The organism is Variovorax sp. FG153, from assembly GCF_057809595.1.
This window is the reverse complement of record NZ_JBMDKG010000007.1, coordinates 29,776-54,704: the sequence shown is the minus strand read 5'-3', so window position 1 is coordinate 54,704 and position 24,929 is coordinate 29,776. Positions and strand designations below refer to the sequence as shown.

Annotated in this window: 23 protein-coding genes and 1 tRNA gene; 12 read left to right on the top strand and 12 right to left on the bottom strand. The window is 67.8% G+C overall.

Annotated elements, in window-relative coordinates:
- Positions 1-19 precede the first annotated feature (19 nt).
- The 7 genes from nusA to ACODT0_RS10635 all read right to left on the bottom strand — a co-directional run bounded on the left by nusA (position 20) and on the right by ACODT0_RS10635 (position 9,279).
- A complete protein-coding gene (gene nusA / locus ACODT0_RS10665) occupies positions 20-1,504 on the bottom strand; it encodes a transcription termination factor NusA (RefSeq protein ID WP_057591716.1) in 1,485 nt (494 codons plus the stop codon).
- 16 nt (positions 1,505-1,520) lie between these two features.
- A complete protein-coding gene (rimP, locus tag ACODT0_RS10660) occupies positions 1,521-2,165 on the bottom strand; it encodes a ribosome maturation factor RimP (RefSeq protein ID WP_489041214.1) in 645 nt (214 codons plus the stop codon).
- Positions 2,166-2,436: 271 nt separating this feature from the next.
- Positions 2,437-3,657 (bottom strand): YbfB/YjiJ family MFS transporter, encoded by a 1,221-nt coding sequence (locus tag ACODT0_RS10655; protein ID WP_057591718.1) that lies wholly within the window; start codon positions 3,655-3,657, stop codon positions 2,437-2,439.
- Between the two features lie 40 nt (positions 3,658-3,697).
- Complete coding sequence (locus ACODT0_RS10650; protein WP_057591719.1) at positions 3,698-5,344, bottom strand: ABC transporter ATP-binding protein; 1,647 nt, start codon at positions 5,342-5,344, stop codon at positions 3,698-3,700.
- Positions 5,341-6,399 (bottom strand): ABC transporter permease, encoded by a 1,059-nt coding sequence (locus ACODT0_RS10645; protein ID WP_489041213.1) that lies wholly within the window; start codon positions 6,397-6,399, stop codon positions 5,341-5,343. Before ACODT0_RS10645 ends, ACODT0_RS10650 begins: the two co-directional genes overlap by 4 nt.
- Positions 6,400-6,403: 4 nt before the next feature.
- Positions 6,404-7,438 (bottom strand): microcin C ABC transporter permease YejB, encoded by a 1,035-nt coding sequence (locus ACODT0_RS10640; RefSeq protein WP_057591721.1) that lies wholly within the window; start codon positions 7,436-7,438, stop codon positions 6,404-6,406.
- Positions 7,439-7,479: 41 nt separating this feature from the next.
- Positions 7,480-9,279, bottom strand: coding sequence for an extracellular solute-binding protein (locus ACODT0_RS10635; protein WP_057591722.1), 1,800 nt, complete (start codon positions 9,277-9,279; stop codon positions 7,480-7,482).
- A 38-nt stretch (positions 9,280-9,317) separates the two neighbouring features.
- On the opposite strand from ACODT0_RS10635, the gene fabI reads away from it, so the two are divergent.
- On the top strand, positions 9,318-10,100 hold the full coding sequence (gene fabI, locus ACODT0_RS10630; protein ID WP_057591723.1) for an enoyl-ACP reductase FabI: 783 nt from the start codon (positions 9,318-9,320) through the stop codon (positions 10,098-10,100).
- A gap of 141 nt (positions 10,101-10,241) precedes the next feature.
- A complete protein-coding gene (locus ACODT0_RS10625) occupies positions 10,242-11,081 on the top strand; it encodes a DNA ligase (protein WP_489041212.1) in 840 nt (279 codons plus the stop codon).
- Between the two features lie 38 nt (positions 11,082-11,119).
- Here ACODT0_RS10625 and ACODT0_RS10620 read toward each other — a convergent pair whose 3' ends face one another.
- Positions 11,120-13,417 (bottom strand): arginine/lysine/ornithine decarboxylase, encoded by a 2,298-nt coding sequence (locus ACODT0_RS10620; protein WP_057591725.1) that lies wholly within the window; start codon positions 13,415-13,417, stop codon positions 11,120-11,122.
- A 211-nt stretch (positions 13,418-13,628) separates the two neighbouring features.
- On the opposite strand from ACODT0_RS10620, the gene ACODT0_RS10615 reads away from it, so the two are divergent.
- The 5 genes from ACODT0_RS10615 (at position 13,629) to ACODT0_RS10595 (ending at position 16,186) form a co-directional block, all read left to right on the top strand.
- Positions 13,629-14,054: an NfeD family protein gene (locus tag ACODT0_RS10615; protein ID WP_489041211.1), complete on the top strand. Its 426-nt coding sequence runs from the start codon at positions 13,629-13,631 to the stop codon at positions 14,052-14,054.
- Between the two features lie 34 nt (positions 14,055-14,088).
- Entirely contained in the window at positions 14,089-15,021 is a 933-nt protein-coding gene (locus ACODT0_RS10610) for an SPFH domain-containing protein (RefSeq protein WP_057591727.1), read from the top strand.
- A gap of 45 nt (positions 15,022-15,066) precedes the next feature.
- Positions 15,067-15,157 (top strand) — tRNA-Ser (locus tag ACODT0_RS10605).
- 139 nt (positions 15,158-15,296) lie between these two features.
- A complete protein-coding gene (locus ACODT0_RS10600; RefSeq protein WP_057591728.1) occupies positions 15,297-15,659 on the top strand; it encodes a hypothetical protein in 363 nt (120 codons plus the stop codon).
- 137 nt (positions 15,660-15,796) lie between these two features.
- A complete protein-coding gene (locus ACODT0_RS10595; protein WP_057591729.1) occupies positions 15,797-16,186 on the top strand; it encodes a response regulator in 390 nt (129 codons plus the stop codon).
- A 107-nt stretch (positions 16,187-16,293) separates the two neighbouring features.
- On the opposite strand, the gene ACODT0_RS10590 is transcribed toward ACODT0_RS10595, so the two are convergent.
- The 4 genes from ACODT0_RS10590 to ACODT0_RS10575 all read right to left on the bottom strand — a co-directional run bounded on the left by ACODT0_RS10590 (position 16,294) and on the right by ACODT0_RS10575 (position 20,058).
- Positions 16,294-17,502, bottom strand: a complete 1,209-nt coding sequence (locus tag ACODT0_RS10590) for a branched-chain amino acid ABC transporter substrate-binding protein (RefSeq protein ID WP_057591730.1) — start codon at positions 17,500-17,502, stop codon at positions 16,294-16,296.
- A gap of 149 nt (positions 17,503-17,651) precedes the next feature.
- A complete protein-coding gene (locus tag ACODT0_RS10585) occupies positions 17,652-18,071 on the bottom strand; it encodes a hypothetical protein (protein ID WP_489041210.1) in 420 nt (139 codons plus the stop codon).
- On the bottom strand, positions 18,071-18,514 hold the full coding sequence (locus ACODT0_RS10580; RefSeq protein WP_057591732.1) for a DNA polymerase III subunit chi: 444 nt from the start codon (positions 18,512-18,514) through the stop codon (positions 18,071-18,073). Before ACODT0_RS10580 ends, ACODT0_RS10585 begins: the two co-directional genes overlap by 1 nt.
- Positions 18,511-20,058, bottom strand: a complete 1,548-nt coding sequence (locus ACODT0_RS10575) for a leucyl aminopeptidase (RefSeq protein ID WP_261205849.1) — start codon at positions 20,056-20,058, stop codon at positions 18,511-18,513. Before ACODT0_RS10575 ends, ACODT0_RS10580 begins: the two co-directional genes overlap by 4 nt.
- Positions 20,059-20,079: 21 nt before the next feature.
- Here ACODT0_RS10575 and lptF point away from each other — a divergent pair, with 21 nt between their 5' ends.
- The 5 genes from lptF to ACODT0_RS10550 all read left to right on the top strand — a co-directional run bounded on the left by lptF (position 20,080) and on the right by ACODT0_RS10550 (position 24,914).
- The gene (lptF, locus tag ACODT0_RS10570) at positions 20,080-21,216 is read left to right on the top strand and encodes an LPS export ABC transporter permease LptF (protein ID WP_057591734.1); all 1,137 of its coding nucleotides are present in this window, start codon (positions 20,080-20,082) and stop codon (positions 21,214-21,216) included.
- Positions 21,213-22,322, top strand: coding sequence for an LPS export ABC transporter permease LptG (gene lptG / locus ACODT0_RS10565; protein ID WP_057591735.1), 1,110 nt, complete (start codon positions 21,213-21,215; stop codon positions 22,320-22,322). The genes lptF and lptG overlap by 4 nt, the downstream gene beginning before the upstream one ends.
- Positions 22,322-22,696: a sirohydrochlorin chelatase gene (locus tag ACODT0_RS10560; RefSeq protein ID WP_489041209.1), complete on the top strand. Its 375-nt coding sequence runs from the start codon at positions 22,322-22,324 to the stop codon at positions 22,694-22,696. Before lptG ends, ACODT0_RS10560 begins: the two co-directional genes overlap by 1 nt.
- A 63-nt stretch (positions 22,697-22,759) precedes the next feature.
- Positions 22,760-23,701, top strand: a complete 942-nt coding sequence (locus ACODT0_RS10555; RefSeq protein WP_057591737.1) for a CysB family HTH-type transcriptional regulator — start codon at positions 22,760-22,762, stop codon at positions 23,699-23,701.
- 43 nt (positions 23,702-23,744) lie between these two features.
- Positions 23,745-24,914, top strand: a complete 1,170-nt coding sequence (locus tag ACODT0_RS10550; RefSeq protein WP_489041208.1) for a pyridoxal phosphate-dependent aminotransferase — start codon at positions 23,745-23,747, stop codon at positions 24,912-24,914.
- Positions 24,915-24,929: the final 15 nt, after the last annotated feature.

The following is a 24,929-nucleotide window of genomic DNA, read 5'->3' as shown; positions in this document are numbered from 1 at the left end:
TTTCGTGCCTCCATGACCATCACTCTTGGCCGGCGAACCAGTGTTCGCGGGCCTTCAAGATGAGGGTTTTGGCGTCATCGGCGCTCAGGCCGGTGATCTCGGTGAGTTCATCGACCGCGAGGTCGGCCAGGTCGTCGCGGGTGTTCACCCCCGCCTCGGCCAGCTTCGGAATCAGGTCGGGATTCAGGCCTTCGAGGTCGCGCAGGTTCTGCGAGACGGTCTCGACGCCCTCCTCCTTGGCGATTTCCATGGTCAGCAGCGCATCCTTGGCACGCGAGCGCAGCTCGTTGACCGTGTCTTCGTCGAAGGCTTCGATCTCGAGCATCTCGGAGATCGGCACGTAGGCCACTTCCTCGAGGCTGGTGAAGCCCTCGGAGATCAGGATGTCCGCGATTTCCTCGTCGACGTCGAGCTTCTCCATGAACAGGCGGCGCGCGGCGTCGGTCTCGTTCGCCTGCTTCTGGGCCGACTCGTTGGCGTCCATGATGTTGATCTTCCAGCCGGTGAGCTCGGAAGCCAGACGCACGTTCTGGCCGCCACGGCCGATCGCGATCGCGAGGTTTTCCTCGTCGACCACCACGTCCATGGCGTGCTTCTCCTCGTCCACCACGATGGAGGACACGTTGGCCGGCGCCAGGGCGCCGATCACGAATTGGGCCGGATCCTCGCTCCACAGCACGATGTCCACGCGCTCGCCGGCGAGCTCGTTGGTCACGGCGTTGACGCGCGTGCCGCGCACGCCGACGCAGGTGCCGATCGGATCGACGCGCTTGTCGTGCGAGAGCACGGCGATCTTGGCGCGCGAACCGGGGTCGCGGGCGCAGCTCTTGATCTCGAGCAGGCCCTGTTCGATCTCGGGCACTTCCTGGCGGAACAGCTCGATCATGAACTCGGGGGCCGAGCGCGACAGGATGATCGGCGCGCCGCGCAGCGTCAGGTCGACCTCCATGATCATGGCGCGCACGCGGTCGCCGTTGCGCAGGTTTTCCTTGGCGATCATCTCGCTGCGGCGCAGGCGGCCTTCGACGCGGCCGGCCTCGACGATGATGTCGCCCTTGTCCAGGCGCTTGACGGTGCCCACGAAGATCTTGTCGCCGCGCGACATGAAGTCGTTGAGCAGCATCTCGCGCTCGGCGTCGCGGATCTTCTGCAGGATCACCTGCTTGGCGGCCATGGCGCCGATGCGGCCGATCGGCACCGAGTCCACCGCTTCCTCGATGTACTCGTCGACCTCGATGTCGGGCATCTCTTCCTTGGCTTCGAACAGCAGGATTTCCTGGTCGGGCTGCTGCAGGCCGGCTTCGTCGGGCACCACGTGCCAGCGGCGGAAGGTCTCGTAGTCGCCGCTGTCGCGGTCGACGGCGACGCGGATGTCCACCTCGCCCTGGTACAGCTTCTTGGTGGCCTGCGCCAGCGCGGACTCGACCGCGCCGAAGACGACGTCACGCTCGACGTTCTTCTCGCGCGAGATCGCATCCACCAACATCAACATTTCGCGATTCATGCCACCACTCCTCTAGTCAGTCCGGAACCTTTGTTCCGCCAATGTCCTGCGAGCCCTGACGGGCCCTGGGCTTGCGCCCCTTGAAATCCACGATGGGTGCCAGCCGCGCCTCGCGCAGCTCGTCCAGCACGAAGCCCAGCGCCTGCAACGGTGCCGGCGCGCGCTTCTTGCTGACCTTCTGACCCGGCTTGGGCTCCGGCTCGTCGCTCCAGACGATCTGCCAGCCCCGGGGGCCGTCGGACCCCTCAGCCTGTGCGGCCCGCTCGAGCGTGCCGCGAAACTTCTTGCGATTGGCCGACACCTGGCCGGCCGCCGCCTCGCCGATCGGCGCCTTCAGCGTGATGTCGATCACTTCGCCCTCGAAGCGCTCGAAATCCTTCTCGTGGCGCAGCGGACGGTCGATGCCCGGCGAGGACACCTCGAGCTGCTTGTAGTCGGCGCCATCGACCTCGAGCGCGAACTGGAGCTGTCGCGTGACCTTCTCGCAGTCCTCGACCGTGACGAAGGGCTCGGGCGTACCGGCGGCGAGAGCCTCCGATGTGGGGGCCGTCCACGGCAAATCAATCGTCACGCGCAGCAATCCTCCCGCCGAGCGTTCGATCTCGACCAGGTCGTAGCCGAGGCCGGCCACGGTTTGTTCCACTGTCTGCTGCAATGCCACGTGTTCGAAGGTGCCTTTTTTATTCAATCGACGATGTGCAATAACCCGCCCGCCAGGTACCGCGCCATCGATAAAAATCGCTTCGGCGAGAAATCGCGAGGAAACCGGAAATTGCTGCCACCCGGAATTCCACTCGATAACTCAATACCGGATGGACCATAAAAAAACGGGCGGTTGGTACCCGCCCGTTTGGTCGTGAGCCTCCAATTATATGCCACTTCTGTGATAAATGAAGGGGCACTTCTGCACGCGGACCACGCCCGTTCGCGGCTCAGGGCGTGGCGGCCCCTTCCCGAGCGGCGGCGACGCGCCTGGAGCGCGCCCAGACGGCCGCGAACAGCACCGATCCCAGCGCCAGCGCGGCCGCCGCGACCAGCAGCGGAATCTGGAACGAGCCGGTGCGCTGCGCCAGTGGCGCCGCGAACAGCGGGCCGATGATCTGACCCACGCCGTACGACGCGGTGGCGTAGCCGATCAGCCCGGCCGCCGCATTGCCACGCAACCGGCGCGCGTCGCGCACGGCGAACAGCGTGATGGCGGTGAACGGCATGCCCAGCAGCAGGCTGCCGAGGGCGAAACCGACCACGCTCGGCCAGGCCACGGACAGCACCACGCCGACCGCCTGCAGCGCATAGGCGATCGCCAGCAGCAGGCGGTTGTCCCAGTGCATGGGCGCGCGCGAGCCGATCAATGCGCCCGGAATGATCGCGGCGCCGAACAGCGGCCAGAAATAGTCGGGCCAGAACGAGCCCGGCAACGCCTGGCGCGCGATCACCGGCAGGAAGGTGGCGGTGATGATGTAGCCGAAGCCCGCCAGCCCGTAGAGCGCGACCAGCCAGATCGCGTCGGAACGCGCCGCGGCCGACTCCTGGGCGCTCGGCGCCGCGACGGGCGCGGGCGCCGCGCCGCCGGCCACGGCCTGCTCGCCGTCGTTGAACACGCGCCAGATCGCCGCGATCAGCACCAAGGCGAGCACGCCCAGGCCGATCCAGCCGGCTTCGGAGCCCCAGCGGCCGAGCGCCCCGCCCAGCAGCCCGGTCATCGCGATACCGACGCCCGGGCCGGTGTAGATCACGCCGCCGAGCGCCGGCGAACGCGTTTCGGCCAGCCGGCGCAGGCCCCAGCTCGAGGCGAACACGAACACCCAGGCGCTCATCACGCCGGCCGCCGCGCGCAGCACGCCCCAGGCGGCGAAGCTGTGCAACAAGCCCATGCCGACCAGCAGCGCCGCGGTGGCCAGCAGGCCGCCGCGCACCATGGTCTTGGCGCGCACGCCGATGGCCGCGCAGCTCACCGCGCCGACGAAATAGCCGAGGTAGTTGAGCGAGGCCAGCAGCCCGCCAGCCTCGAGCTCGAGCTTGCCCTCGTGCAACATGATCGGCAGCATCGGCGTGAAGGCGAAGCGCCCCAGCCCCATGGCCACCGCCAGCGTCACCATGCAGGCGAGCGCCGCCCGCCAGGCGCCGCGCCTGTCTTGTCCGATTTCCGACATCTTTTCGCGCAATGCTCGTTGTTGTAGGTCGCGTTTGCCGTCAGGCCAGCTGCGCGGCGGCCACCAGTTTCTGCGTGTAGGGGTGTTCGGGAGCGTCGAGCACCCGGTCGACCGGGCCCGACTCGAGGATCGCCCCGTCCTTCATGACGATGACCTGGTGCGCCATGGCGCGGATCACCTCCACGTCGTGCGTGATCAGCAGATAGCTCAATCCGCGCTCGCGCTGCAGCCGCTGCAGCAGCCCCAGCACCTGCTTCTGGATCGTGACGTCGAGCGCGCTGGTGGGCTCGTCGAGCACCAGCAGGCGCGGATCGACGATCAGCGCGCGCGCGATCGCCAGCCGCTGCCGCTGCCCGCCCGAGAACTCGTGCGGATAGCGGTCGAGCAGCGCCGGGAACTGCGCCTCGGTCAGCCCGACGTCGGCCAGCGCCTGCAGCGCCCGCGCGCGCCGGTCGGACGCCTTGAGTTCGGGCGCATGCACCAGCAGGCCCTCGCCGACGATCTGCTCGACGGTCATGCGCGGCGACAGCGAGGAGAACGGGTCCTGGAACACCACCTGCATCGCGCGCCGCAGCGCGAGATCGGACGCCTGGCCCTGCCCCCAGCCCTGCCCCTCGACCTTCAGCGCGCCCTGGAAGCGCAGCAGCCCCAGCGCGGCCAGCGCCAGGGTCGACTTGCCCGAGCCCGACTCGCCGACCACGCCCAGGGTTTCGCCGGGCGCGATGCGGAACTCGGCACCCTGCACGGCCACGAACTCGCCCTTGCCGAACCAGCCGGCGAAGCCGGGCCTGGGCACCGGATAGCTCACGCGCAGTCCCGTGGCCGAGAGGATCGGCGCCGCGTCGGGCCGCGCCGGCGCGGGGGTCACGTCGCGCGTGGGATGGCTGTCGATCAACTTGCGCGTGTAGGGGTGTTGCGGCGCCTCGAACACGTCCGCCACCGGGCCGTGCTCGACGATGCGGCCCTGCTCCATCACCGCGACGCGGTCGGCGAAATGGCGCACCAGGTTCAGGTCGTGGGTGATCAGCAGCACCGCCATGCCGTACTTGCGCTGTAAATCGGCCAGCAGCTCGAGGATCTGGGCCCGCACCGTCACGTCGAGCGCGGTGGTCGGCTCGTCGGCCAGCAGCAGGCGCGGCCGGCAGGCCAGTGCCATGGCGATCATGGCGCGCTGGCGCTGGCCGCCCGAGAGCTGGTGCGGCAGCGCGCGCGCGCGCCGCGCGGGCTCGGGAATGCCGGTGTCGGCCAGCAGTTGCACCGCGGCCTCCTGCGCGGCGCGTGCCGGCAGGCCCTCGTGCAGCTGCAGCACCTCGGCAATCTGGTCGCCCACGCTGTAGAGCGCATTGAGCGCGGTCATCGGCTCCTGGAAGATCATCGCGATCTCCTTGCCGCGGATGCCGCGCAGCTCGCGCTCGGGGATCGACAGCAGGTCGCGCCCGTCCTGCGCGCGCTCGGCATCGAACAGCCGCGCCGAACCCGAGAGCTCGGCGTTCTGCACCAGCCGCAGCAGCGACAGCGCGGTGACGGTCTTGCCCGAGCCCGATTCGCCCACCAGCGCGAACTTCTCGCCGGCCGCGATCCGGAAGTCGACGCCATGCACCACCGGCTTGCCGCCGAAGGCCACGCGCAGGCCGCGCACGTCGAGCAGCGGCGCGCCGGCCGCGAGGGAGGATTGGCCCGGCTTCACTTGTCGGTCTTCCGTGGATCGAGGGCGTCGCGCAGCGCGTCGCCCATGAAGGTCAGCAGCATCAGGGTGAAGACCAGCACGCCGAAGGTGGACATCGAGATCCACCAGGCGTCGATGTTCGCCTTGCCCTGGTTGAGCAGTTCGCCCAGCGAGGGCGTGCCCGGCGGCACGCCGAGCCCGAGGAAGTCGAGCGAGGTCAGCGCAAGGATGGCCGCGCTCATGCGGAACGGCAGGAAGGTGACGACCGGCACCATGCTGTTGGGCAGGATGTGGCGCCGCATGATCTGCAGGTTGCTCACGCCGAGCGCGCGCGCGGCGCGCACGTAGTCCATCTGGCGGTTGCGCAGGAACTCGGCGCGCACGTAATCGGCCAGCGACATCCAGCCGAACAGGCTCAGCAGCACGAGCAGCAGCAGCACGCTGGGCGTGAAGATGGCGCTGAAGATGATCAGCAGGTAGAGCTCGGGCATCGAACCCCAGATCTCGAGCAGCCGCTGCAGGAACAGGTCGGTCTTGCCCGCGAAGAAGCCCTGGATCGCGCCGATGGCGATGCCCAGCACCACGCCCACGGCCGTGAGCGCCAGCGCGAACAGCACGCTGACGCGGAAACCGTAGATCAGCTGCGCCAGCAGGTCGCGCCCGCGGTCGTCGGTGCCCAGCAGGTTCTCGCCCGAGGGCGCGGCCGGGTTGGGCTGCTTCGCGAAGTAATTGAGCGTGCGCGGGCCGTAGGGATTGGGCGCGTAGAGCGCCCAATTGGCGCCGGCCGTGATGCGGTCGCGGATGAAGGGATCGAGGTAGTCGGCCGGAGTCTCGAAGTCGCCGCCGAAGGTCTTCTCGGAGTAGTCGCGCAGCACCGGGAAGTAGGTCTGGCCCTCGTAGCGCACCACCAGCGGCTTGTCGGTGGACAGCAGCTCCGCGAACAGGCTCAGCACCACCAGCACGGAGAACAGGACCAGGCTCCAGAAGCCCAGCGGATTGCGGCGGAAGCGGCGCCAGGCGCGCCGGCCCGGGCTGTCCGACTTGGCCGGCGGATGCGGCGCGGCGGGAGTGGGCATCGATTCAGTCAAACTTCACCCTCGGATCGACCCAGACGTAGCAGAGATCGGAAATCAGCTTGGTCACCAGCCCGATCAGCGTGAACAGGTAGAGCGTGCCCAGCACCACCGGGTAGTCGCGCCGGATCACGCTCTCGTAGCTCAAGAGGCCCAGACCGTCGAGCGTGAACAGGGTCTCGATCAGCAGCGAGCCGGTGAAGAAGGCGCCGATGAAGGCGGCCGGAAAGCCCGTGATGATCGGGATCAGCGCGTTGCGGAACACGTGCTTCCAGAGCACCTGCCGCTCGGCGAGGCCCTTGGCCCGCGCGGTCAGCACGTACTGCTTGCGGATCTCCTCGAGGAAGGAGTTCTTGGTCAGCATCGCCGTCACGGCGAAGCTGCCGATCACCATCGCCGTGACCGGCAGCGCGATGTGCCAGAGGTAGTCGACGATGCGCGCGCCCCAGCTCAGGCTCTCCCAGTTCGGCGAGGTCAGGCCGCGCAGCGGGAACCACTGCAGTTGGCCGCCGAAGATCACCAGCAGCGCCACGCCGAGCACGAAGCCCGGGATGGCATAGCCGATCAGCACGATCAGCGTGGTGAGGAAGTCGAAGCGCGAGCCCGCGCGCACTGCCTTGGCCACGCCCAGCGGCACCGCGATCAGGTAGCTGATGAAGAAGGTCCACAGGCCCAGGCTGATCGAGACCGGCATCTTCTCCTTGACCAGTTCCCAGACGTCCTTGCGCTGGTAGAAGCTGGTGCCGAGGTCGAAGCGCGCGAAGGACTTGAGCATGGTCCACAGGCGCTCGTGGGCCGGCTTGTCGAAGCCGTAGAGCTTCTTGATCTCCTCGATGCGCTGCGGATCGAGGCCCTGGCGGCCGCGGTAGCCGGCGCCGCTGCTCGCGGCCCGCTCGCCGCCCGAATCGCGCCCCTGCAACTGCGCCACCATCTGCTCGACCGGACCGCCCGGCACGAACTGGATCACGCCGAAGGTGATGATCAGCACGCCCAGGAGCGTGGGGATCATCAGCAGCAGTCGCTTGAGGATGTAGCTGGCCATGCGGTTTGTCGTGCTCCGGATCTGTTCGGGTGCGGCTGGCGCTACTTGTTGGCCGGCGAGGCCCACCACGTCGCGAGGGCCCAGTCGCCGACATCGTAGTACGGCGGAACGGTCGGCGGCAGTACCACGCCGGCCGGCCGGTAGCCGACCAGGAAGGCGCTGCCGTAGTACATCGGGATCGAGTAGTAGCCGGCCGAGAGCACGCGGTCGAGCACGCGCAGGGCCGTGGTGAGCTCGGGGCGCGTGGTGGCCGACACCACCTTGCCGACGATGGCGTCGACCGCCGGATCGGCGATGCCCCAGTAGTTGGAAGAGCCCGGCGTCTCGGCCGACTTCGAACCGAACAGCTCGAACAGCTCGCCGCCCGGCGCGCTGTTGCCCGGCAGCCGCATCGAGGTCATGTCGAAGTCGTAGTTCTGCATGCGCTGCTGCGAGAGCGAGAAGTCGACGGTGCGAAAGCTCATCTCGATGCCCAGCTTCTTCAGCGCGGTCTGCAGCGGCGTCGCCACGCGGATCAGCGAGGGCTGGTCGTTGAGGAACTCGATCGTGAAGGCCTCGTTCTTCGCATTGCGCAGCGCGCCGTCGCGGTAGGTCCAGCCGGCCTCGGCCAAGAGCGCCCTCGCCTTGCGCAGGTTCTCGCGCAGGCTGCCGGGCGGATCGGTGCTCGCGGGCACCGGCGCGGGCCCGAACACCTCGGGCCGGAGCTTGGCGCGCAGCGGCTCCATCAGCGCCAGTTCGTCGGGCCCGGGCAGGCCTTCCGCGTGGAAGTCGCTGTTCGGGAAATAGCCCTGCACCCGCGTGTAGATGCCGTAGAACAGCTGGCGGTTGAGCCACTCGAAGTCCATCGCGAGGCCGATGGCCTGGCGCACGCGCACGTCCTTGAACTTGTCGCGGCGCGTGTTGAAGATGTAGCCCTGGAAGTCGCCGGGGTTGTGGTTCTCGAAGCCGCGCTTGACGATCTCGCCGCTGTCGAACTGCTTGCCCTTGTACTGGCGCGCCCAGTTGCGCGAGACGAACTCGCGCATGAAGTCGAACTCGCCGGCCTTCAGGCCCTCGAAGCGCGCGGTCTCGTCGAGATAGACCTTGTAGGCGATGCGGTCGAAATTGAACAGGCCCTTGCGCACCGGCAGGTCCGCGCCCCAGTAGTCGGCGCGGCGCACGTAGGTGATGTCGCGGCCCAGCCGGTCGCTCGCGGGCTTGTAGGGACCGGAGGCGATCGGCACCTCGGTCACGATCTGGTCGAAGGGCTTGCCGCCGCCCCATTGGCGGCTGAAGACGGCCATGCTGCCGACCACCAGCGGCAGCTCGCGGTTCGGGCTCGCGAAGTCGAAGCGCACCGTGCGTTCGCCGAGCGCGGTCGCCTTCTTGACCTCGGCATAGATGGTCTTGAACTGCGGCGCCGCGAGCGGGCCGATCAGGGTCTGGAACGAATGGACCACGTCGGCCGCCAGCACCGGCGAGCCGTCGTTGAAGCGGGCCTTGGGATTGAGCCTGAAGGTCACCGAGAGCCGGTCGGGCGCCACGTCGATGTCCTCGGCCAGCAGGCCGTAGACGGTGGTCGGCTCCTCGGAGTTGCCGGTCATCAGGCTCTCGAACATCAGCGCGCCGAGGCCCGAGGGCCCGGTACCCTTGAGCGTGAACGGGTTGAACTTGTCGAAATTGGTGGGCCGGGTCGGCGGCACCAGCCTGAATTCACCGCCCTTGGGCGCGTTCGGATTCACGTAGTCGAAGTGCGTGAAGCCCGGCGCGTACTTGATGTCGCCGAATTGCGCGTACGCATGGGCGGCCCACGAAGGGGCCGCCGAGAGCGCCAAACCGAACCAGAGCAGCCAACCTCGCATGCGAGAATTCTGCCCCGAGATTTTCACGAGGCAACTCCATGGGCTTTCTTTCCGGCAAAAAACTCCTGATCACCGGCGTGCTGAGCAACCGCTCCATCGCCTACGGCATCGCCAAGGCCTGCCATGAACAGGGTGCCGAGCTCGCCTTCAGCTATGTCGGCGAACGCTTCAAGGACCGCATCACCGAGTTCGCGGCCGACTTCGATTCCAAGCTGATCTTCGACTGCGACGTCGGCGACGACGCCCAGATCGAGAAGCTGTTCGCCGACCTGTCGCAGGCCTGGCCGAAGTTCGACGGCTTCGTGCACAGCATCGGCTTCGCGCCGCGCGAGGCGATCGCGGGCGACTTCCTCGAGGGCCTGTCGCGCGAGGGCTTCCGCATCGCGCACGACATCAGCGCCTACAGCTTCCCGGCGATGGCGAAGGCGGCCCAGCCCTATCTCAACGACCGGTCGGCCCTGCTCACGCTGACCTACCTGGGCGCCGAGCGCGCGCTGCCCAACTACAACACCATGGGCCTGGCCAAGGCCTCGCTCGAGGCCTCGGTGCGCTACACGGCGGCCTCGCTGGGCCCGAAGGGCGTGCGCGTCAACGGCATCAGCGCCGGTCCGATCAAGACGCTCGCGGCCAGCGGCATCAAGGGCTTCGGCAAGATGCTCGGCGCCGTCGCCGAGGCCTCGCCGATCCGGCGCAACGTGACGATCGAGGAAGTCGGCAACGTGGCGGCCTTCCTGCTGAGCGACCTCGCCAGCGGCGTGACGGCCGAGATCACCTACGTCGACGGCGGCTTCAGCAACGTCGTCGGCGGCATGGCCGAGTAAGCGGCCAAGCTGCTCACGGGCGCGGCCTCGCGCCCGTCGGACGGCGATGCGCGCCGGTCGCGCCGCGCTTGCCCCGCCATGGAACTTCGGCCACAAATGGGCATCCATCGGTCGTTTCCAGCTACTCATTTCATAGCACCCGTGCTCCATCGACGTTCCCTGCTGCTCGCCACCCTGGGCCTCGTGCTGGCCTTGCCCGCGCGCGCCGGTGCGCCGGCCCTGATGCTGGCCGAGGTCTACAAGCCGGGCATGTCGCTGGCCGACTACTGGGTCAGCGAGAAATACGACGGCGTGCGCGCGTACTGGGACGGGCGGCAGCTCCACACGCGCGGCGGCGAGCGCATCGTGGCGCCGGCCTGGTTCACCGCGACGCTGCCCAAGCAGCCGCTCGACGGCGAACTCTGGGCCGGCCGCGGACGCTTCGCGCATGCGGTGTCGACGGTGCGCAGCCAGGCGCCCAACGACGTCGCCTGGCACGAGATGAAGTTCATGGTGTTCGACCTGCCGGCCCAGGGCGGTGACTTCACGGCCCGCCTCGGCGTGCTGCGCAGGCTGCTGCCGATCACGGACGCGCCCTGGGTGGTCGCGGTGCCGCAGGAACGCGCGACCACGGCCGAGGCGCTGCAGGCGCTGCTCGACAAGACCGTGAAGATGGGCGGCGAAGGCCTGATGCTGCACCGCGGCGCCTCGCTCTACCGCGCCGAGCGCAACAACGACCTGCTCAAGGTCAAGACCCACGACGATGCCGAGGCCCGCGTGGTCGGCCACGTGCCCGGCAAGGGCAGGCATGCCCAGCGGCTCGGCGCGCTGCTGGTCGAGATGCCCGGCGGCCAGCGCTTCAAGCTGGGCACCGGCCTGAGCGATGCCGAGCGCGAGCATCCGCCCGCGATCGGCACCTGGGTCACCTACCGCTACAACGGGCTCACGGCCGGCGGGCTGCCGCGCTTCGCACGCTTCATGCGCGTGCGCGAGGACGGCTGAGCCGCCCTGCGCAGCCGTCTCCCCTCGCGCTTCGGCGCTCAGGCGCTCTTCCGCACGCAGTCGGCGTAGTAGCGCTTCTTGCCCGTCTCGTCGACACGCGCCACCAGACCGTGGATGTCGGTCTCGAAACCCGGGCACTGCGTGTTGAACTCGCGCGAGAACTTCAGGTAGTCGACGATCTTCTTGTTGAAGACCTCGCCCGGGATCAGGAGCGGAATGCCCGGCGGGTACGGCGTGATCAGGCTGGTGGTGATGCGGCCCTCGAGTTCGTCGATCTCCACGCGCTCGGTCTTGCGGTGCGCGATGTGCGCGAAGGCGTCGCTGGGCTTCATCGCGGGCGTGAGGTCGCTCAGGTACATCTCGGTCGTCAGGCGGGCCACGTCGTAGCGCGCGTAGAGCTGGTGGATGTGCTGGCACAGGTCGCGCAGGCCGAGGCGCTCGTAACCGGTGTGCTGCTGGCAGAACTCCGGCATGATCCGCCACATCGGCTGGTTGCGCGCGTAGTCGTCCTTGAACTGCTGCAGCGCCGTCAGCAGCGTGTTCCAGCGGCCCTTGGTGATGCCGATGGTGAACATGATGAAGAAGCTGTAGAGGCCGGTCTTCTCGACGATCACGCCGTGCTCGGCGAGGAACTTGGTCACCACGCTGGCGGGAATGCCGCTCTCGGCGAAGTTGCCCTCGAGGTCCAGGCCCGGCGTCACGATGGTCGACTTGATCGGGTCGAGCATGTTGAAGCCGTCGACCAGTTCGCCGAAGCCGTGCCAGTTGCGCGGCGACTTCTTCGAGCGGCTCTTGCCGTTCTTCTCGCCGTGCATGATCCAGTCGTCCGGCACGCCGATGCCCTCGTCCACGAGCTTCTCGGGACCCCAGACCTTGAACCACCACTCGTCCTTGCCGAACTCCTCCTCGACCTTGCGCATGGCGCGGCGGAAGTCGAGCGCCTCGAGGATGCTCTCCTCCACCAGCGCGGTGCCGCCGGGCGGCTCCATCATCGCGGCGGCCACGTCGCAGCTCGCGATGATCGCGTACTGCGGGCTGGTCGACGAGTGCATCAGGTAGGCCTCGTTGAACAGGTCGCGGTCGAGCTGGCGGTTCTGCGAGTCCTGCACCAGCACGTGGCTGGCCTGGCTGATGCCGGCCAGCAGCTTGTGCGTGGACTGGGTCGCGAACACCAGCGACTCCTTCGGCCGCACGCGGCGCTTGCCCATCGCGTGGTAGGAGCCGTAGAAGGGGTGGAAGGCGGCGTGCGGCAGCCAGGCCTCGTCGAAGTGCAGCGTGTCGACGTAGCCGTCGAGCGTGTTCTTGATGGTCTCGGTGTTGTAGATCACGCCGTCGTAGGTCGACTGCGTGAGCGTCATCACGCGCGGCTTGACCTTGTTGGCATCGACGTCCGCCAGCAGCGGATTGGCCTTGATCTTGGCCTTGATGGCCTCGGGCTCGAACTCGCTCTTGGGGATCGGGCCGATGATGCCGAAGTGGTTGCGCGTGGGCTTCATGAAGACGGGGATCGCGCCCGTCATGATGATCGCGTGCAGGATCGACTTGTGGCAGTTGCGGTCCACCACCACCACGTCGTCGGGCGCCACCGTGTGGTGCCACACCATCTTGTTGCTGGTGCTGGTGCCGTTGGTCACGAAGAAGCAGTGGTCGGCATTGAAGATGCGCGCCGCGTTGCGCTCGCTGGCCGCCACCGGGCCGGTGTGGTCGAGCAGCTGGCCCAGTTCCTCCACCGCGTTGCAGACGTCGGCGCGCAGCATGTTCTCGCCGAAGAACTGGTGGAACATCTGGCCCACCGGGCTCTTGAGGAAGGCGACGCCGCCCGAGTGGCCCGGGCAGTGCCACGAGTAGGAGCCGTCTTCCGCGTAGTCGATCAGCGCCTTGAAGAACGGCGGCTGCACGCTCTCGAGGTAGCTCTTGGCCTCGCGGATGATGTGGCGCGCCACGAATTCGGGGGTGTCCTCGAACATGTGGATGAAGCCGTGCAGCTCGCGCAGGATGTCGTTCGGGATGTGGCGCGAGGTCTTGGTCTCGCCGTAGATGTAGATCGGCACGTCGGCGTTCTTGCGCCGCACTTCGCCGATGAAATTGCGCAGGTTCAGCACCGCCGGATCGAGGTCGGGCCCGATCGAGAATTCCTCGTCGTCGATCGACAGGATGAAGGCGCTGGCACGGCTTTGCTGCTGAGCGAACTGGCTCAGGTCGCCGTAGCTCGTGACGCCCAGCACCTCGAAGCCTTCCGTCTCGATGGCCTGCGCGAGCGCGCGGATGCCGAGGCCCGAGGTGTTCTCGGAGCGGAAGTCCTCGTCGATGATGACGATGGGGAAGCGGAATTTCATGGGGCAGAGCTCCGGGACAGGCAATGAGGCGCGAAGTGTACGGAATTCAGATGAAGAATTCGCCCACGCGCGCAATGCCCGCCGAATGTCGCCGCGATGCGTCCCGCCACGCCGCGCCGGGAGCCCCCACAAAGTGCAGGCGAGTCCGGGCGCGCGGGAGCGCATGCCTCAGAATGGGGTCGCCTGAAACAAAACAAGGAAGGAGATGTCAATGGCGAATTCCACGATCTGGTGGTTGATCGCTGGCGCGGCAATCGTGGTCGAGCTCCTGTCCGGCACGATCTACCTGCTGCTGCTGGCCGGCGGATTCGCCGCCGCGGCGATCTCCGCCCACCTGGGCTTCGGCACCGTCACGCAGTTGCTGGTGGCCGCCGTCGTCGGCGTGGTCGCGGTGCTGGCCTGGTACTCGATCCAGCGCAAGCACCCGCCGCCCCCACCCACCGAAGCCAACCGCGACCTCAATCTCGACATCGGCGAGCGCGTGCAGGTCGAGGCCTGGAATCCCGACGGCACCGCCACCGTGCGCTACCGCGGCGCCCAGTGGACCGTCGTGCAGCGCGCGGGCCATGCGCCCTCCACCGGCGAGCACCGCGTGGTGGAGGTGGTCGGCAGCCGGCTGGTGGTCGACAAGATCTAGAACCCGAGAACGAAAGAGGAAAGGTACAGAAGCCATGGAATATTCGGTCCCCGTCATCATCCTGGTCATCGCGATCATCTTCATCAGCCAGTCGGTGAAGTTCGTGCCGCAGCAGAACGCCTGGGTGCGCGAGCGCCTGGGCAAGTACCACGGCACCATGACGCCCGGCCCCAACTTCCTGATCCCGTTCATCGACCGCGTGGCCTACAAGCACAGCCTGAAGGAGATCCCGCTCGACGTGCCGAGCCAGATCTGCATCACGCGCGACAACACGCAACTGCAGGTCGACGGCATCCTCTACTTCCAGGTCACCGACCCGATGCGCGCGAGCTACGGCTCGTCGAACTACATCGTGGCCGTGACCCAGCTCGCCCAGACCTCGCTGCGCAGCGTGATCGGCAAGCTGGAGCTCGACAAGACCTTCGAGGAGCGCGACGTCATCAATGCCCAGGTGGTCGCGGCCATCGACGAGGCGGCGCTCAACTGGGGCGTGAAGGTGCTGCGCTACGAGATCAAGGACCTGACGCCGCCGAAGGAAATCCTGCAGGCGATGCAGCGCCAGATAACGGCCGAACGCGAGAAGCGCGCGCTGATCGCGGCCTCCGAGGGCCGGCGCCAGGAGCAGATCAACATCGCCACCGGCGAACGCGAGGCCTTCATCGCGCGCTCCGAGGGCGAGAAGCAGGCCCAGATCAACAACGCCCAGGGCGAGGCGGCCGCGATCACCGCGGTGGCCACCGCGACGGCCGACGCCATCGAACGCGTGGCCGCCGCGATCCAGCAGCCGGGCGGCGAACAGGCGGTGCAGCTCAAGGTCGCCGAACGCGCGGTCGATGCCTACGGCAAGGTCGCGGCCGACTCCAAGACCACGCTGATCGTGCCGAGCAACATGACCGAGACCGCGGCGCTCATCGCCTCGGCCATGCGCATGGTGCAGGCCGGCAAGTCCTCGGGGCCGACGGCCTGAAGCTTTCCGGAAACGGCCCCGGCGACTGCTACAATCATGGGCTTCGGAGCGGTGGATGAGCGGTTTAAGTCGCACGCCTGGAAAGCGTGTGAGGGTTAATAGCCCTCCGCGGGTTCGAATCCCGCCTGCTCCGCCAGAGAGTCTTTGTTCGCAACCGTTCGCGAACATGCAGGAAGCCCGAGTTGCCATTGGCACTTGGGCTTTTTTGTGGGCGCCCGTTGCTCGCGCGCGACTGGCGTACGATCCGCAGGTTCTCAGTTCCCAGGAGGCGCCGCATGGCAGGACACCCCAGCACCAAGCCGCTCGGCAGCACGTCGCTCGACCGCACCCTCGAAAAGACCGAGCAGGTCGCCGCCGACGTGCAGAAGGCCTCCGACAACCTCGCGGTGGTCAACACCGTGCTCGAGCAGGAGCTGCCCGAGGAGGTACAGGTGGGCGACGTGGCGCTGGCCATCGCACACACCAGCCAGCTCGAGGAAAAGCTCGCGCAGTCGGCCGAGCAGCTCGCCGAGGTCAATGCCGCGCTCAGCGAGGAGATCGAGAAGCGCATCGAGGCCACGGCCCAGCGCGACGAGAGCGTGGCCCGCGCGAAGAAGCTCGAGCAGGCCGCCGGCACGGGCAAGAGCGCGAACGACTGACGCCGCGCGCTTGGGCGATGCCCGAGCCTCGGTCATCGCATGAAATAGGGACACGCCGCGTTTCTCCGTCTCCTTTCTCCTACGCGACAAGCTCGCGCGGCACGCTACGCTATTGGTTCTCACACCCTATCCGTGGCATGGCCCTCATCACGTTCCTCGTCGAGGACAACAAGACCATCAGGGACAACCTGGTTCCGGCACTCGAGGACCTCGTGAATGCCCAAGTCGTTGGCTTTGCCGAAACCGAATCCGAAGCGCTGGCATGGCTGCGCGACCATCCGGCCGAGTGGCAGCTGCTGATCGTCGACCTGTTCCTCAAGGAAGGCTCGGGCCTGGGCGTGCTCGCGGGCTGCAAGGAACGTCGTCCCGGCCAGCGCGCGGTGGTGCTGAGCAACTACGTGACGGCCGACATTCGCACGCGCTGCGAGACCCTCGGCGCCGACGCGGTCTTCGACAAGTCGCGCGACCTCGACGCCTTCATCGAGTACTGCAACACCGACCGCCCCTCGGGACTCGCGCCGCTCTGAAGCCACGGGCGCCCATCGCCCTCCTCTTCATTTTCTTGCGCCGTTTCGAACGCCCATGAAAAAAGGGCCCGAAGGCCCTTTCTCGTTGGAACGCGGATCGCAGCCGATCACCGAACCACGGCGATCTGCGTACGCTGGCCACCCTTGTAGGTGTAGAGCGTCAGCGCGCCGTTCTTGATGTCGCCCTTCTCGTCGAAGGCGATCGGGCCGGTCACGCCCTTGTACTGAATCTTGCCCACTTCGGGCAGGTACTTCTCGGGGTCGGACGAACCGGCCTTGACCATGGCTTCGGCCAGCACGTTGACCGCGTCGTAGACGTACGGTGCGTAGATCTGGACGTCGACACCGTTCTTGGCCTTGAACTTGGTCTTGAAGTCTTCCAGCGGCTGCTTGAAGTCGCCGTCCACGCCGCCGGCTTCGGCGCACACCACCATGTCTTCGCCGATGGCATCGCCAGCGAGCTTCGGCAGTTCGCCGGTGCACAGGCCGTCGCCGCCCATGAACTTGACGTTCAGGCCGAGCTGCTTGACCTGCTTGAGCATCGGGCCGCCGACGGCGTCCATGCCGCCGAAGAACAGCACGTCGGGCTTGGCCGACTTGAGCTTGGTCAGGATGGCGTTGAAGTCGGTCGACTTGTCGGTGGTGAATTCGTGGCCCACGATGGTGGCGCCGGCGGCCTTGGCCGACTTCTCGAATTCTTCGGCGACGCCCTGGCCGTAGGCCGTGCGGTCGTCGATCACGGCGATGTTCTTGCCCTTGAGCGTTTCGACCGCGTACTTGCCCAGCGTGCCGCCGAGTTGCGTGTCGTCGGCCACCACGCGGAAGGTGGTCTTGAAGCCCTGGCGGGTGTACTTGGGGTTCGTCGCCGACGGCGAGATCTGGGGGATGCCGGCGTCGCTGTAGAGCTTCGAGGCGGGGATCGTGGTGCCCGAGTTCAGGTGGCCGACCACGCCGTTGACCTTGCTGTCGACCAGCTTCTGGGCCACGGCCGTGCCTTGCTTGGGATCGCCTGCGTCGTCTTCGGCGACCAGTTCGAACTTGGCGACCTTGTCGCCGATCTTCAGACCCTTGGCATTCAGTTCCTCGATCGCCATCTTGGCGCCGAACTCGTTGTCCTTGCCGAGGTGGGCAATGGGACCGCTGGTCGGAGCCACGTGGCCGATCTTCACGACCAGTGCATCGGCGGGAGGTGCAGCGGGTGCCGGGGCGGCCGCGGTGGGCGCCGGGGCAGCAGCGGGTGCCGCAGCTTCTTCTTTCTTGCCGCAAGCCACCAGCGTGAGTGCAGCCAGAGCGACCGCAGTCCATTTCAATTGCATGAGAACCTCCAGAACATGGATGATGAGATTGAGAAACCGGTCGTGTGATCCGGGCGCTCCTGACCTCGCAAGTTCCGCGCCGCAGACCCGGGCCACCCTAACCCTCCAGCTTTGGCCCACCCGACCTGGCGCGCAGTTTAGCCGAAGCATCACCCCTCGAAAGTTGGCGTAGACCCTGGGTTTTCCGAGAGTTCGGCGGCCATCGCCTCGATCACCAGAGCGCGCAAAACGGCTTCGATTTCGCCGCGCAAACGCGGCACCATCGCATCGAGTTGCTGCTGCACGGCGGCCGCCACCGTGTCGCTCAAACGCTCCTCGAGCGAGAAGTCCACGCGCTGCAGAACGCGGTGCAGCAACTGCTCCTCGAGCCGCACGATGTCGGCCTCGGAACGCTGCACCGCGGGCGGCAGTGCGACGGCCTGGGCCGGGTCGGGCATGGCCGGCGCGGCGGCGTCCGGACCCGCGTTGTCCGTCAACGGCGAATGCGCCGCGACCGGCTCGGCGGGCAGGTCGAGCACCGTCGTCAGGGTGGGAACGAAACGCGGCGGCGTGCGGGTCGGACTGGCCATCAGGATGCGCTCCTCGCGAAGTCGTGCGGCTGGATCGTGTAGCCGCGGTCGGCATAGTGGCGCCAGCGCGCGCGGCCGATCTGGCGGTCGTCGGGTTCGTTGCTCACGATGTCGATCAGGCGCTCGTAGCGCTCGAAGCCCGCGGGCACCTGTGCCCCGAGATTGACCAGCAGTTCGCGGTGCGGCAGCGCCGCCGATTCCGCGCCCTCGTCGGCCAGGATCACGGGCGAGCGCGACAGCACGTGGGCCGGCGCGTCGGCTCGGCAATGCGCGACGAACTCGGTCGGCGCCAGTTGCCAGAGCCCGGCATCGACCGCGTCGAGCCATTGCGCCTCGCCGACCACCACCACGCGCATGCCGCGCGTGGCGACGGCCTTGCGCACGAGCCGGCAGGCGTAGCTGAGCTTGTCGGGCGCGTTGTAGTGAAAGCCGATCTCCGTCACTGCACCGAACGCGCCTTGCGGGCCGCCGCCTTGCTCTCGCCCTTGCCCTCGTTCTTGCGCTCCGCCCTGGCCTTCGCCTTGGCGCTGTCGGCGGCGGCCGCGCCGTCCTGCGCGCGGCGCGTCAGGTACGAGACCAGCAGGCCCACCGGCCGGCCCGTCGAGCCCTTGGCCGCGCCGCTCTTCCATGCGGTGCCGGCGATGTCCAGGTGCGCCCAGGCGAAGTCGGCCGTGAAGCGCTGCAGGAACTTGGCCGCGGTGATGGCACCGCCCGCGCGGCCGGCCACATTGGCCACGTCGGCGAAGTTGGTCTTCAGGCCCTCGGCATATTCGTCGTCGAGCGGCAGGCGCCAGCAACGGTCCTGCGAAGTCTCGCCGGCCGCCTCGAGCGCCGCGGCCAGCGCGTCGTCGCTCGAGAACAGGCCGCTGCGCACGCCGCCCAGGGCCACCACGCAGGCGCCCGTGAGCGTCGCGATGTCGATCACGGCGGCGGGGTCGAAGCGCTTGGCGTAGGTCAGCGCGTCGCAGAGGATCAGCCGGCCCTCGGCATCGGTGTTGAGGATCTCGATGGTCTGGCCGCTCATGCTGGTGACCACGTCGCCGGGCTTGATGGCGCGGCCGTCGTTCATGTTCTCGCACGAGGGGATCAGGCCGACCACGTTGATCGCGGGCTTGATGCCGGCGAGCGCGCGGAAGGTGCCGAGCACGCTCGCGGCGCCGCACATGTCGAACTTCATCTCGTCCATTTCGGCCGCCGGCTTGAGCGAGACGCCGCCGGTGTCGAAGGTGATGCCCTTGCCGACCAGCACCACGGGCGCCTGGTCCTTGGGCCCGCCCTGGTAGCGCAGCACGATGAAGCGCAGCGGCTCGGCCGAGCCCTGGGCCACGGCCGCAAAGGCGCCCATGCCGAGCTTGTCGACCTCCTTGGGACCGAGCACCTCGCACTTGATGCCGGGCAGCTTGCCCAGGCCCTTGGCGGCCTCGGCCAGCATCGTCGGCGTGGCATGGTTGGCGGGACGGTTGCCCCACTCCTTGGCGAACTCGATGCCCTCGACGGTGGCGCGCGCCTGCTCGAAGGCCGCGCCGACCGCGGCCGCGTCGGCCACGCCGACGATCAGCTGGCGGATGGTGCGCGGCTCGGCCTTGGACTTGGTGGCGGTGTAGACATAGCTGGCGTCGGCGGCCGCGGTCACGGCGCTCGCCACGGCCGCGGGCGCGGCGTCCTGGGCGAAGGCCAGCACCACGCGCTTGGGCGACTGGGCCTTGGCGGCGTTGACCGCGGCGATCACGCCGCTGCGCACCGAGGCCGGCTGGCCGTCGCCGATGGCCGCCAGCACCACGCGGTTGGCCGCCACGTCCTCGGGCCGGTACAGGGACAGCAGCTTGCCGGCCTTGTCGGGCAGGTCGCCGGCCTTGCGGGCGGCCGCGATCTGGACGGAAAGAGGGTCCTTGGACGCGAGCGGCGCGCTGCCCACGAGCACGATCAGGACGTCGGATTTTTCGGCCGCTGCGCGGGCGACGGTGAGGGTCTTGAGTTGAAAGTCCATAATCCTTTTTTTCCTCGAACGATGTTATTCCATTCTTCCCTACGCAAGGAGCTGTCCCGCAGCTTCGGAGCGACCCTCGTGGTCCTGGTCACCATCGTGATGACCATGATGCTCATCCGTACGCTCGGACTGGCCTCCAAGGGCAGCGTGAACCCGTCCGAAGTGTTCCTCGTCATGGCCTACACGGTGCTCGGCTACATGCCGACCATCCTGAGCCTGAGCCTGTTCATCGCCATCGTCGGCACCCTGTCGCGCATGTACCGCGACAGCGAGATGGTGATCTGGTTCTCCAGCGGCCGCGGGCTGTCCGACTTCGTCGAGCCGCTGTTCCGCTTCGCCTGGCCGGTGCTGCTGCTGATCGCCGCCATGGCGCTGATCGGCTGGCCCTGGGCCAACTCGCAGACCATGGGCATGCGCCAGCAGTACGAGCAGCGCGGCGACCTCGAGCGCGTCTCGCCCGGCGAATTCCGTGAATCGGCCGGCCGGCTGCGGGTGTTCTTCATCGACAAGGACTCCGCCGACAGCGCCACCGCCACCAACGTCTTCATCTGGTCGGTCGAGCGCAACCTGCAGATCACGACCTCGGCGCGCAGCGGCCGCATCGAGAACGTCGGCAATTCGCGCTACCTGATGCTGAGCAACGGCCAGCGCCTGGAGCGCCCGCTGCTGCCCAACGGCGCCCTGAAGATCAGCGAATTCGAGACCTACGGCACGCGTGCCGGCGGCAGCAGCGCGGGCTCCAGCGACGCCACGCCGCCGCGCGCTCGCACCACGCTGTCGCTGCTCGGCGACTTCAACACCAGCGCGGCGCGCGGCGAACTCGCCTGGCGCCTGGGCATGCTGCTGGCGGCCATCAACTTCGTGCTGCTGGCCCTGGCCGTCTCCAGCGTCAATCCGCGCGTGGGCCGCAGCGGCAACCTGCTGTTCGCGCTGTTCGCCTTCGTCATCTACTACAACCTGCTGAACCTGGGCCAGAGCTGGATCAGCTCGGGCCGCTACGGCATGGGCGGCTTCATGCTGCTGCTGCACGGCGGCGTGGCGCTGTTCGCCGTCTCCTGGCTGACGCTGCGCAACAACAACTGGACGCGCCGCAAGAACCGCGGCACGGGCGCCGCCCCGCCGCCGCCCTCCACCACCCGGCTGGAGCCCACGCCATGAGAACCATCCGCCGCCTGATCTACATCGAGGCGCTGAAGGCCGTGGCCTTCGTGACGCTCGGCTTCCTGAGCCTGTTCTTCTTCTTCGACTTCGTCGACGAGCTGCAGGCCGTGGGCCGTCCCGAGAGCCTGGCCTACGGGCCGGCGCAGGCGCTGCTCTACGTGACCTTGCTGCTGCCGAGCCACCTCTACGAACTGCTGCCGATCACCGTGCTGATCGGCTGCATCTTCGTGATGGCGCGGCTCGCGCAAAGCTCCGAATACACCATCCTGCGCACCAGCGGCCTCGGCCCCTGGCGCGCGCTGCGCACGCTGCTGGTGCTCGGCCTGGGCTTCGTGGTGCTGACCTTCGCGGTCGGCGACTACCTCGCGCCGGCCGCCGAGCGCGCCGCGCAGCTCGTGAAGTCGCGCTACCAGGGCACCTTCACCTTCGTGGGCAACACCGGCGCCTGGCTCAAGGAGCGGCAGGACAAGGCGTCCTACGCCGTCAACGTGCTGTCGATCTCGCGCAACGGCGCGCTCAAGACCGCGCGCATCTTCGAGTTCGACGACAAGGGCTACCTGCGCAAGCAGATGACCGCCGCCACCGCGCGCATCGAGCGCGGCTACTGGGTGCTGTCGGAGATCGAGCAGCAGGACTACGACACCCGCGCCGCCGAGGGCAAGGCGCACGTCGCCACCACAAAAATGGCCGAACTCAACTGGCCGACTTCGCTGACGGCCGAGATGGTGTCGGTGGCGCTGCTGCGGCCCGACCGCATGAGCACCATCGACCTGTTCGACTACATCCGCCACCTCGACGCCAACGGCCAGACCGCGCAGCGCTACGAGATCGAGTTCTGGCGCAAGGTGTTCTATCCGTTGTCCTGCCTGGTGATGGTGGTGCTCGCCCTGCCCTTCGCCTACCTGCACTTCCGCCAGGCCGGCATCACCACCTACGTGTTCGGCGGCGTGATGATCGGCATCAGCTTCTTCCTGCTGAACAACGTGTTCGGCTACCTTGGCAACCTCAGCAACTGGTCGCCCTGGATCACGGCGGCGGCGCCGGGGCTCATCTACTCGGTGATGTCGCTGGCGGCCTTCAGCTGGCTGGTGCTCAGGCGCTGATGGCCACGCCGACGGTGCAGGGCATCGTGCTGCTGGCGCACGGCTCGCGCGACCCGCGCTGGCGCGCGCCGATCGAGGCCGTGGCGGCACGAACGCAAGCGCTGTCGCCCGAGGCCCGGGTGCGCTGCGCCTACCTCGAGCTGGCCGCGCCCGACCTGCGCGGCGCGGTGGCCGCGCTGGCCGGCGAAGGCGCCAGCGCGATCCGCGTGGTGCCGCTGTTCCTCGGCATGGGCAAGCATGCGCGCGAGGACATCCCGCGCCAGCTCGACGCGCTGCGCGCCGAATGGCCCGCGCTGGCCTTCACGCTCGGCCCCACCGTGGGGGAATCGCCGCAGGTGATCGACCTGCTGGCCCGAATCGCGGTGGAAAACTGAACATCCGGACATTTCCATAGATTCCGAAGGCATAATAAATTCCGCAATAAGACGGAATTTGATATGAATCTGCACCAGTTCAAGTTTGTTCAGGAAGCCGTCCGGCGCAACCTGAACCTGACCGAGGCCGCCAAGGCGCTGCACACCTCACAGCCCGGGGTGTCGAAGGCGATCATCGAGCTCGAGGAGGAACTCGGCGTGGAAATCTTCGCGCGCCACGGCAAGCGCCTCAAGCGCGTGACCGAGCCGGGCCAGCACGTGATCGCGAGCATCGAGCTGATCATGCGCGAGGTCGGCAACCTCAAGCGCATCGGCGAGCAGTTCAGCGCGCAGGACAGCGGAACGCTGTCGATCGCCACCACCCACACGCAGGCGCGCTACGTGCTGCCGGTGCCGGTGGCCAAGCTGCGCGAGGCCTACCCCAAGGTCAACGTGAGCCTGCACCAGGGCTCGCCCGACCAGGTGGCACGCATGGTGATCGACGAGGTGGCCGAGATCGGCATCGCGACCGAATCGCTCGCCGACTACGCCGAGCTCGTGACCCTGCCCTGCTACGAGTGGCAGCACGTGCTGGTGCTGCCCAAGGAACACCCGCTGGCAACCAAGGAGCGCATCTCGCTCGAGGACCTGGCCTCCGAACCGATCATCACCTACCACCCCTCGTTCACCGGCCGCACGCGCATCGACCATGCCTTCGCGCAGAAGAAGCTCGCGCCACGCATCGCGCTCGAAGCCATCGACTCCGACGTGATCAAGACCTATGTGCGCCTCGGGCTCGGCGTGGGCATCGTGGCCGAGATGGCGGTGCGCGACGAATCGAACGCCGACCTCGTGGTGCGCCCGATGGGCCAGGTGTTCGGCCAGAACATCGCGCGCGTGGCCTTCAAGCGCAGCGCCTACCTGCGCAACTTCGTGTTCAAGTTCGCCGAGCTGCTGTCCGACCGGCTCGACCGCAACCTGATCGCCAAGGCCCTGAGCGGCCACCAGCAGGACTACGACCTCTGAGCAGCCCAAGCGCTCGCCCGACCTTCCTTCCACGCATCCCACCATGAGCACCGCCCCTTCTCCCCGCACGCCCGAGATCGCGACCAAGCTGCCCGCCGTCGGCACCACCATCTTCACCGTGATGTCCGCGCTCGCGGCCGAGAAGAACGCGGTCAACCTGGGCCAGGGCTTCCCCGATTTCCATTGCGATCCGCAATTGCTTGAGGACGTGACGGCCGCCATGGCCGCGGGCCACAACCAGTACCCGCCGATGCCGGGCATCCCCGCGCTGCGCGATGCCATCGCGGCCAAGATCGAGGCGCTCTACGGCCACCGCTACAGCGCCGCGGCCGAGATCACGGTGACCGCGGGCGCCACGCAGGCGATCATCACGGCCATCCTCGCGGTGGTGCGCGCGGGCGACGAGGTGATCGTGCTCGAGCCCTGCTACGACAGCTACGTGCCCAACATCGAGCTCGCGGGCGGCAGCGTGGTGCGCGTGCCGCTGGTGCCGGGCAGCTTCCGACCCGATTTCGACCGCATCGCCGCCGCTTTAAGCCCACGCACGCGCGCGATCATCATCAACACGCCGCACAACCCCAGCGCCACCGTGTGGACCGCGGCCGAGATGCGCCGGCTCGAGGAACTGCTCGCGCCCACCGAGGTGTTCGTGATCGCCGACGAGGTCTACGAGCACATGGTCTACGACGGCGCGCGCCACGAGAGCGTGGCGCGCTTCCCCGGGCTGGCGGCGCGCAGCTTCATCGTCAGCAGCTTCGGCAAGACCTACCACGTCACCGGCTGGAAGGTCGGCTTCGTGGCCGCGCCGGCGCCACTGATGGCCGAGTTCCGCAAGGTGCACCAGTTCAACGTGTTCACCGTCAACACGCCGATGCAGCACGCGCTGGCGCGCTACATGGCCAACCCCGCGCCCTACCTCGAGCTGCCTGCCTTCTACCAGCGCAAGCGCGACCTGTTCGCCGCCGGCCTCGCCAGGACCCGCTTCAAGCTGCTGCGCAGCGAAGGCAGCTACTTCCAGTGCGTCGACATCTCGGCGGTCAGCGATCTCTCCGAAGCCGACTTCTGCCTCTGGCTCACGCGCGAGATCGGCGTGGCCGCGATCCCGCTGTCGGCCTTCTACGGCGACGGCTTCGACCAGCGCGTGGTGCGCTTCTGCTTCGCCAAGAAGGACGAGACGCTGGTCGCCGCGCTCGAGCGGCTCGCCAAGCTCTGAGCCCATCGATCGGCG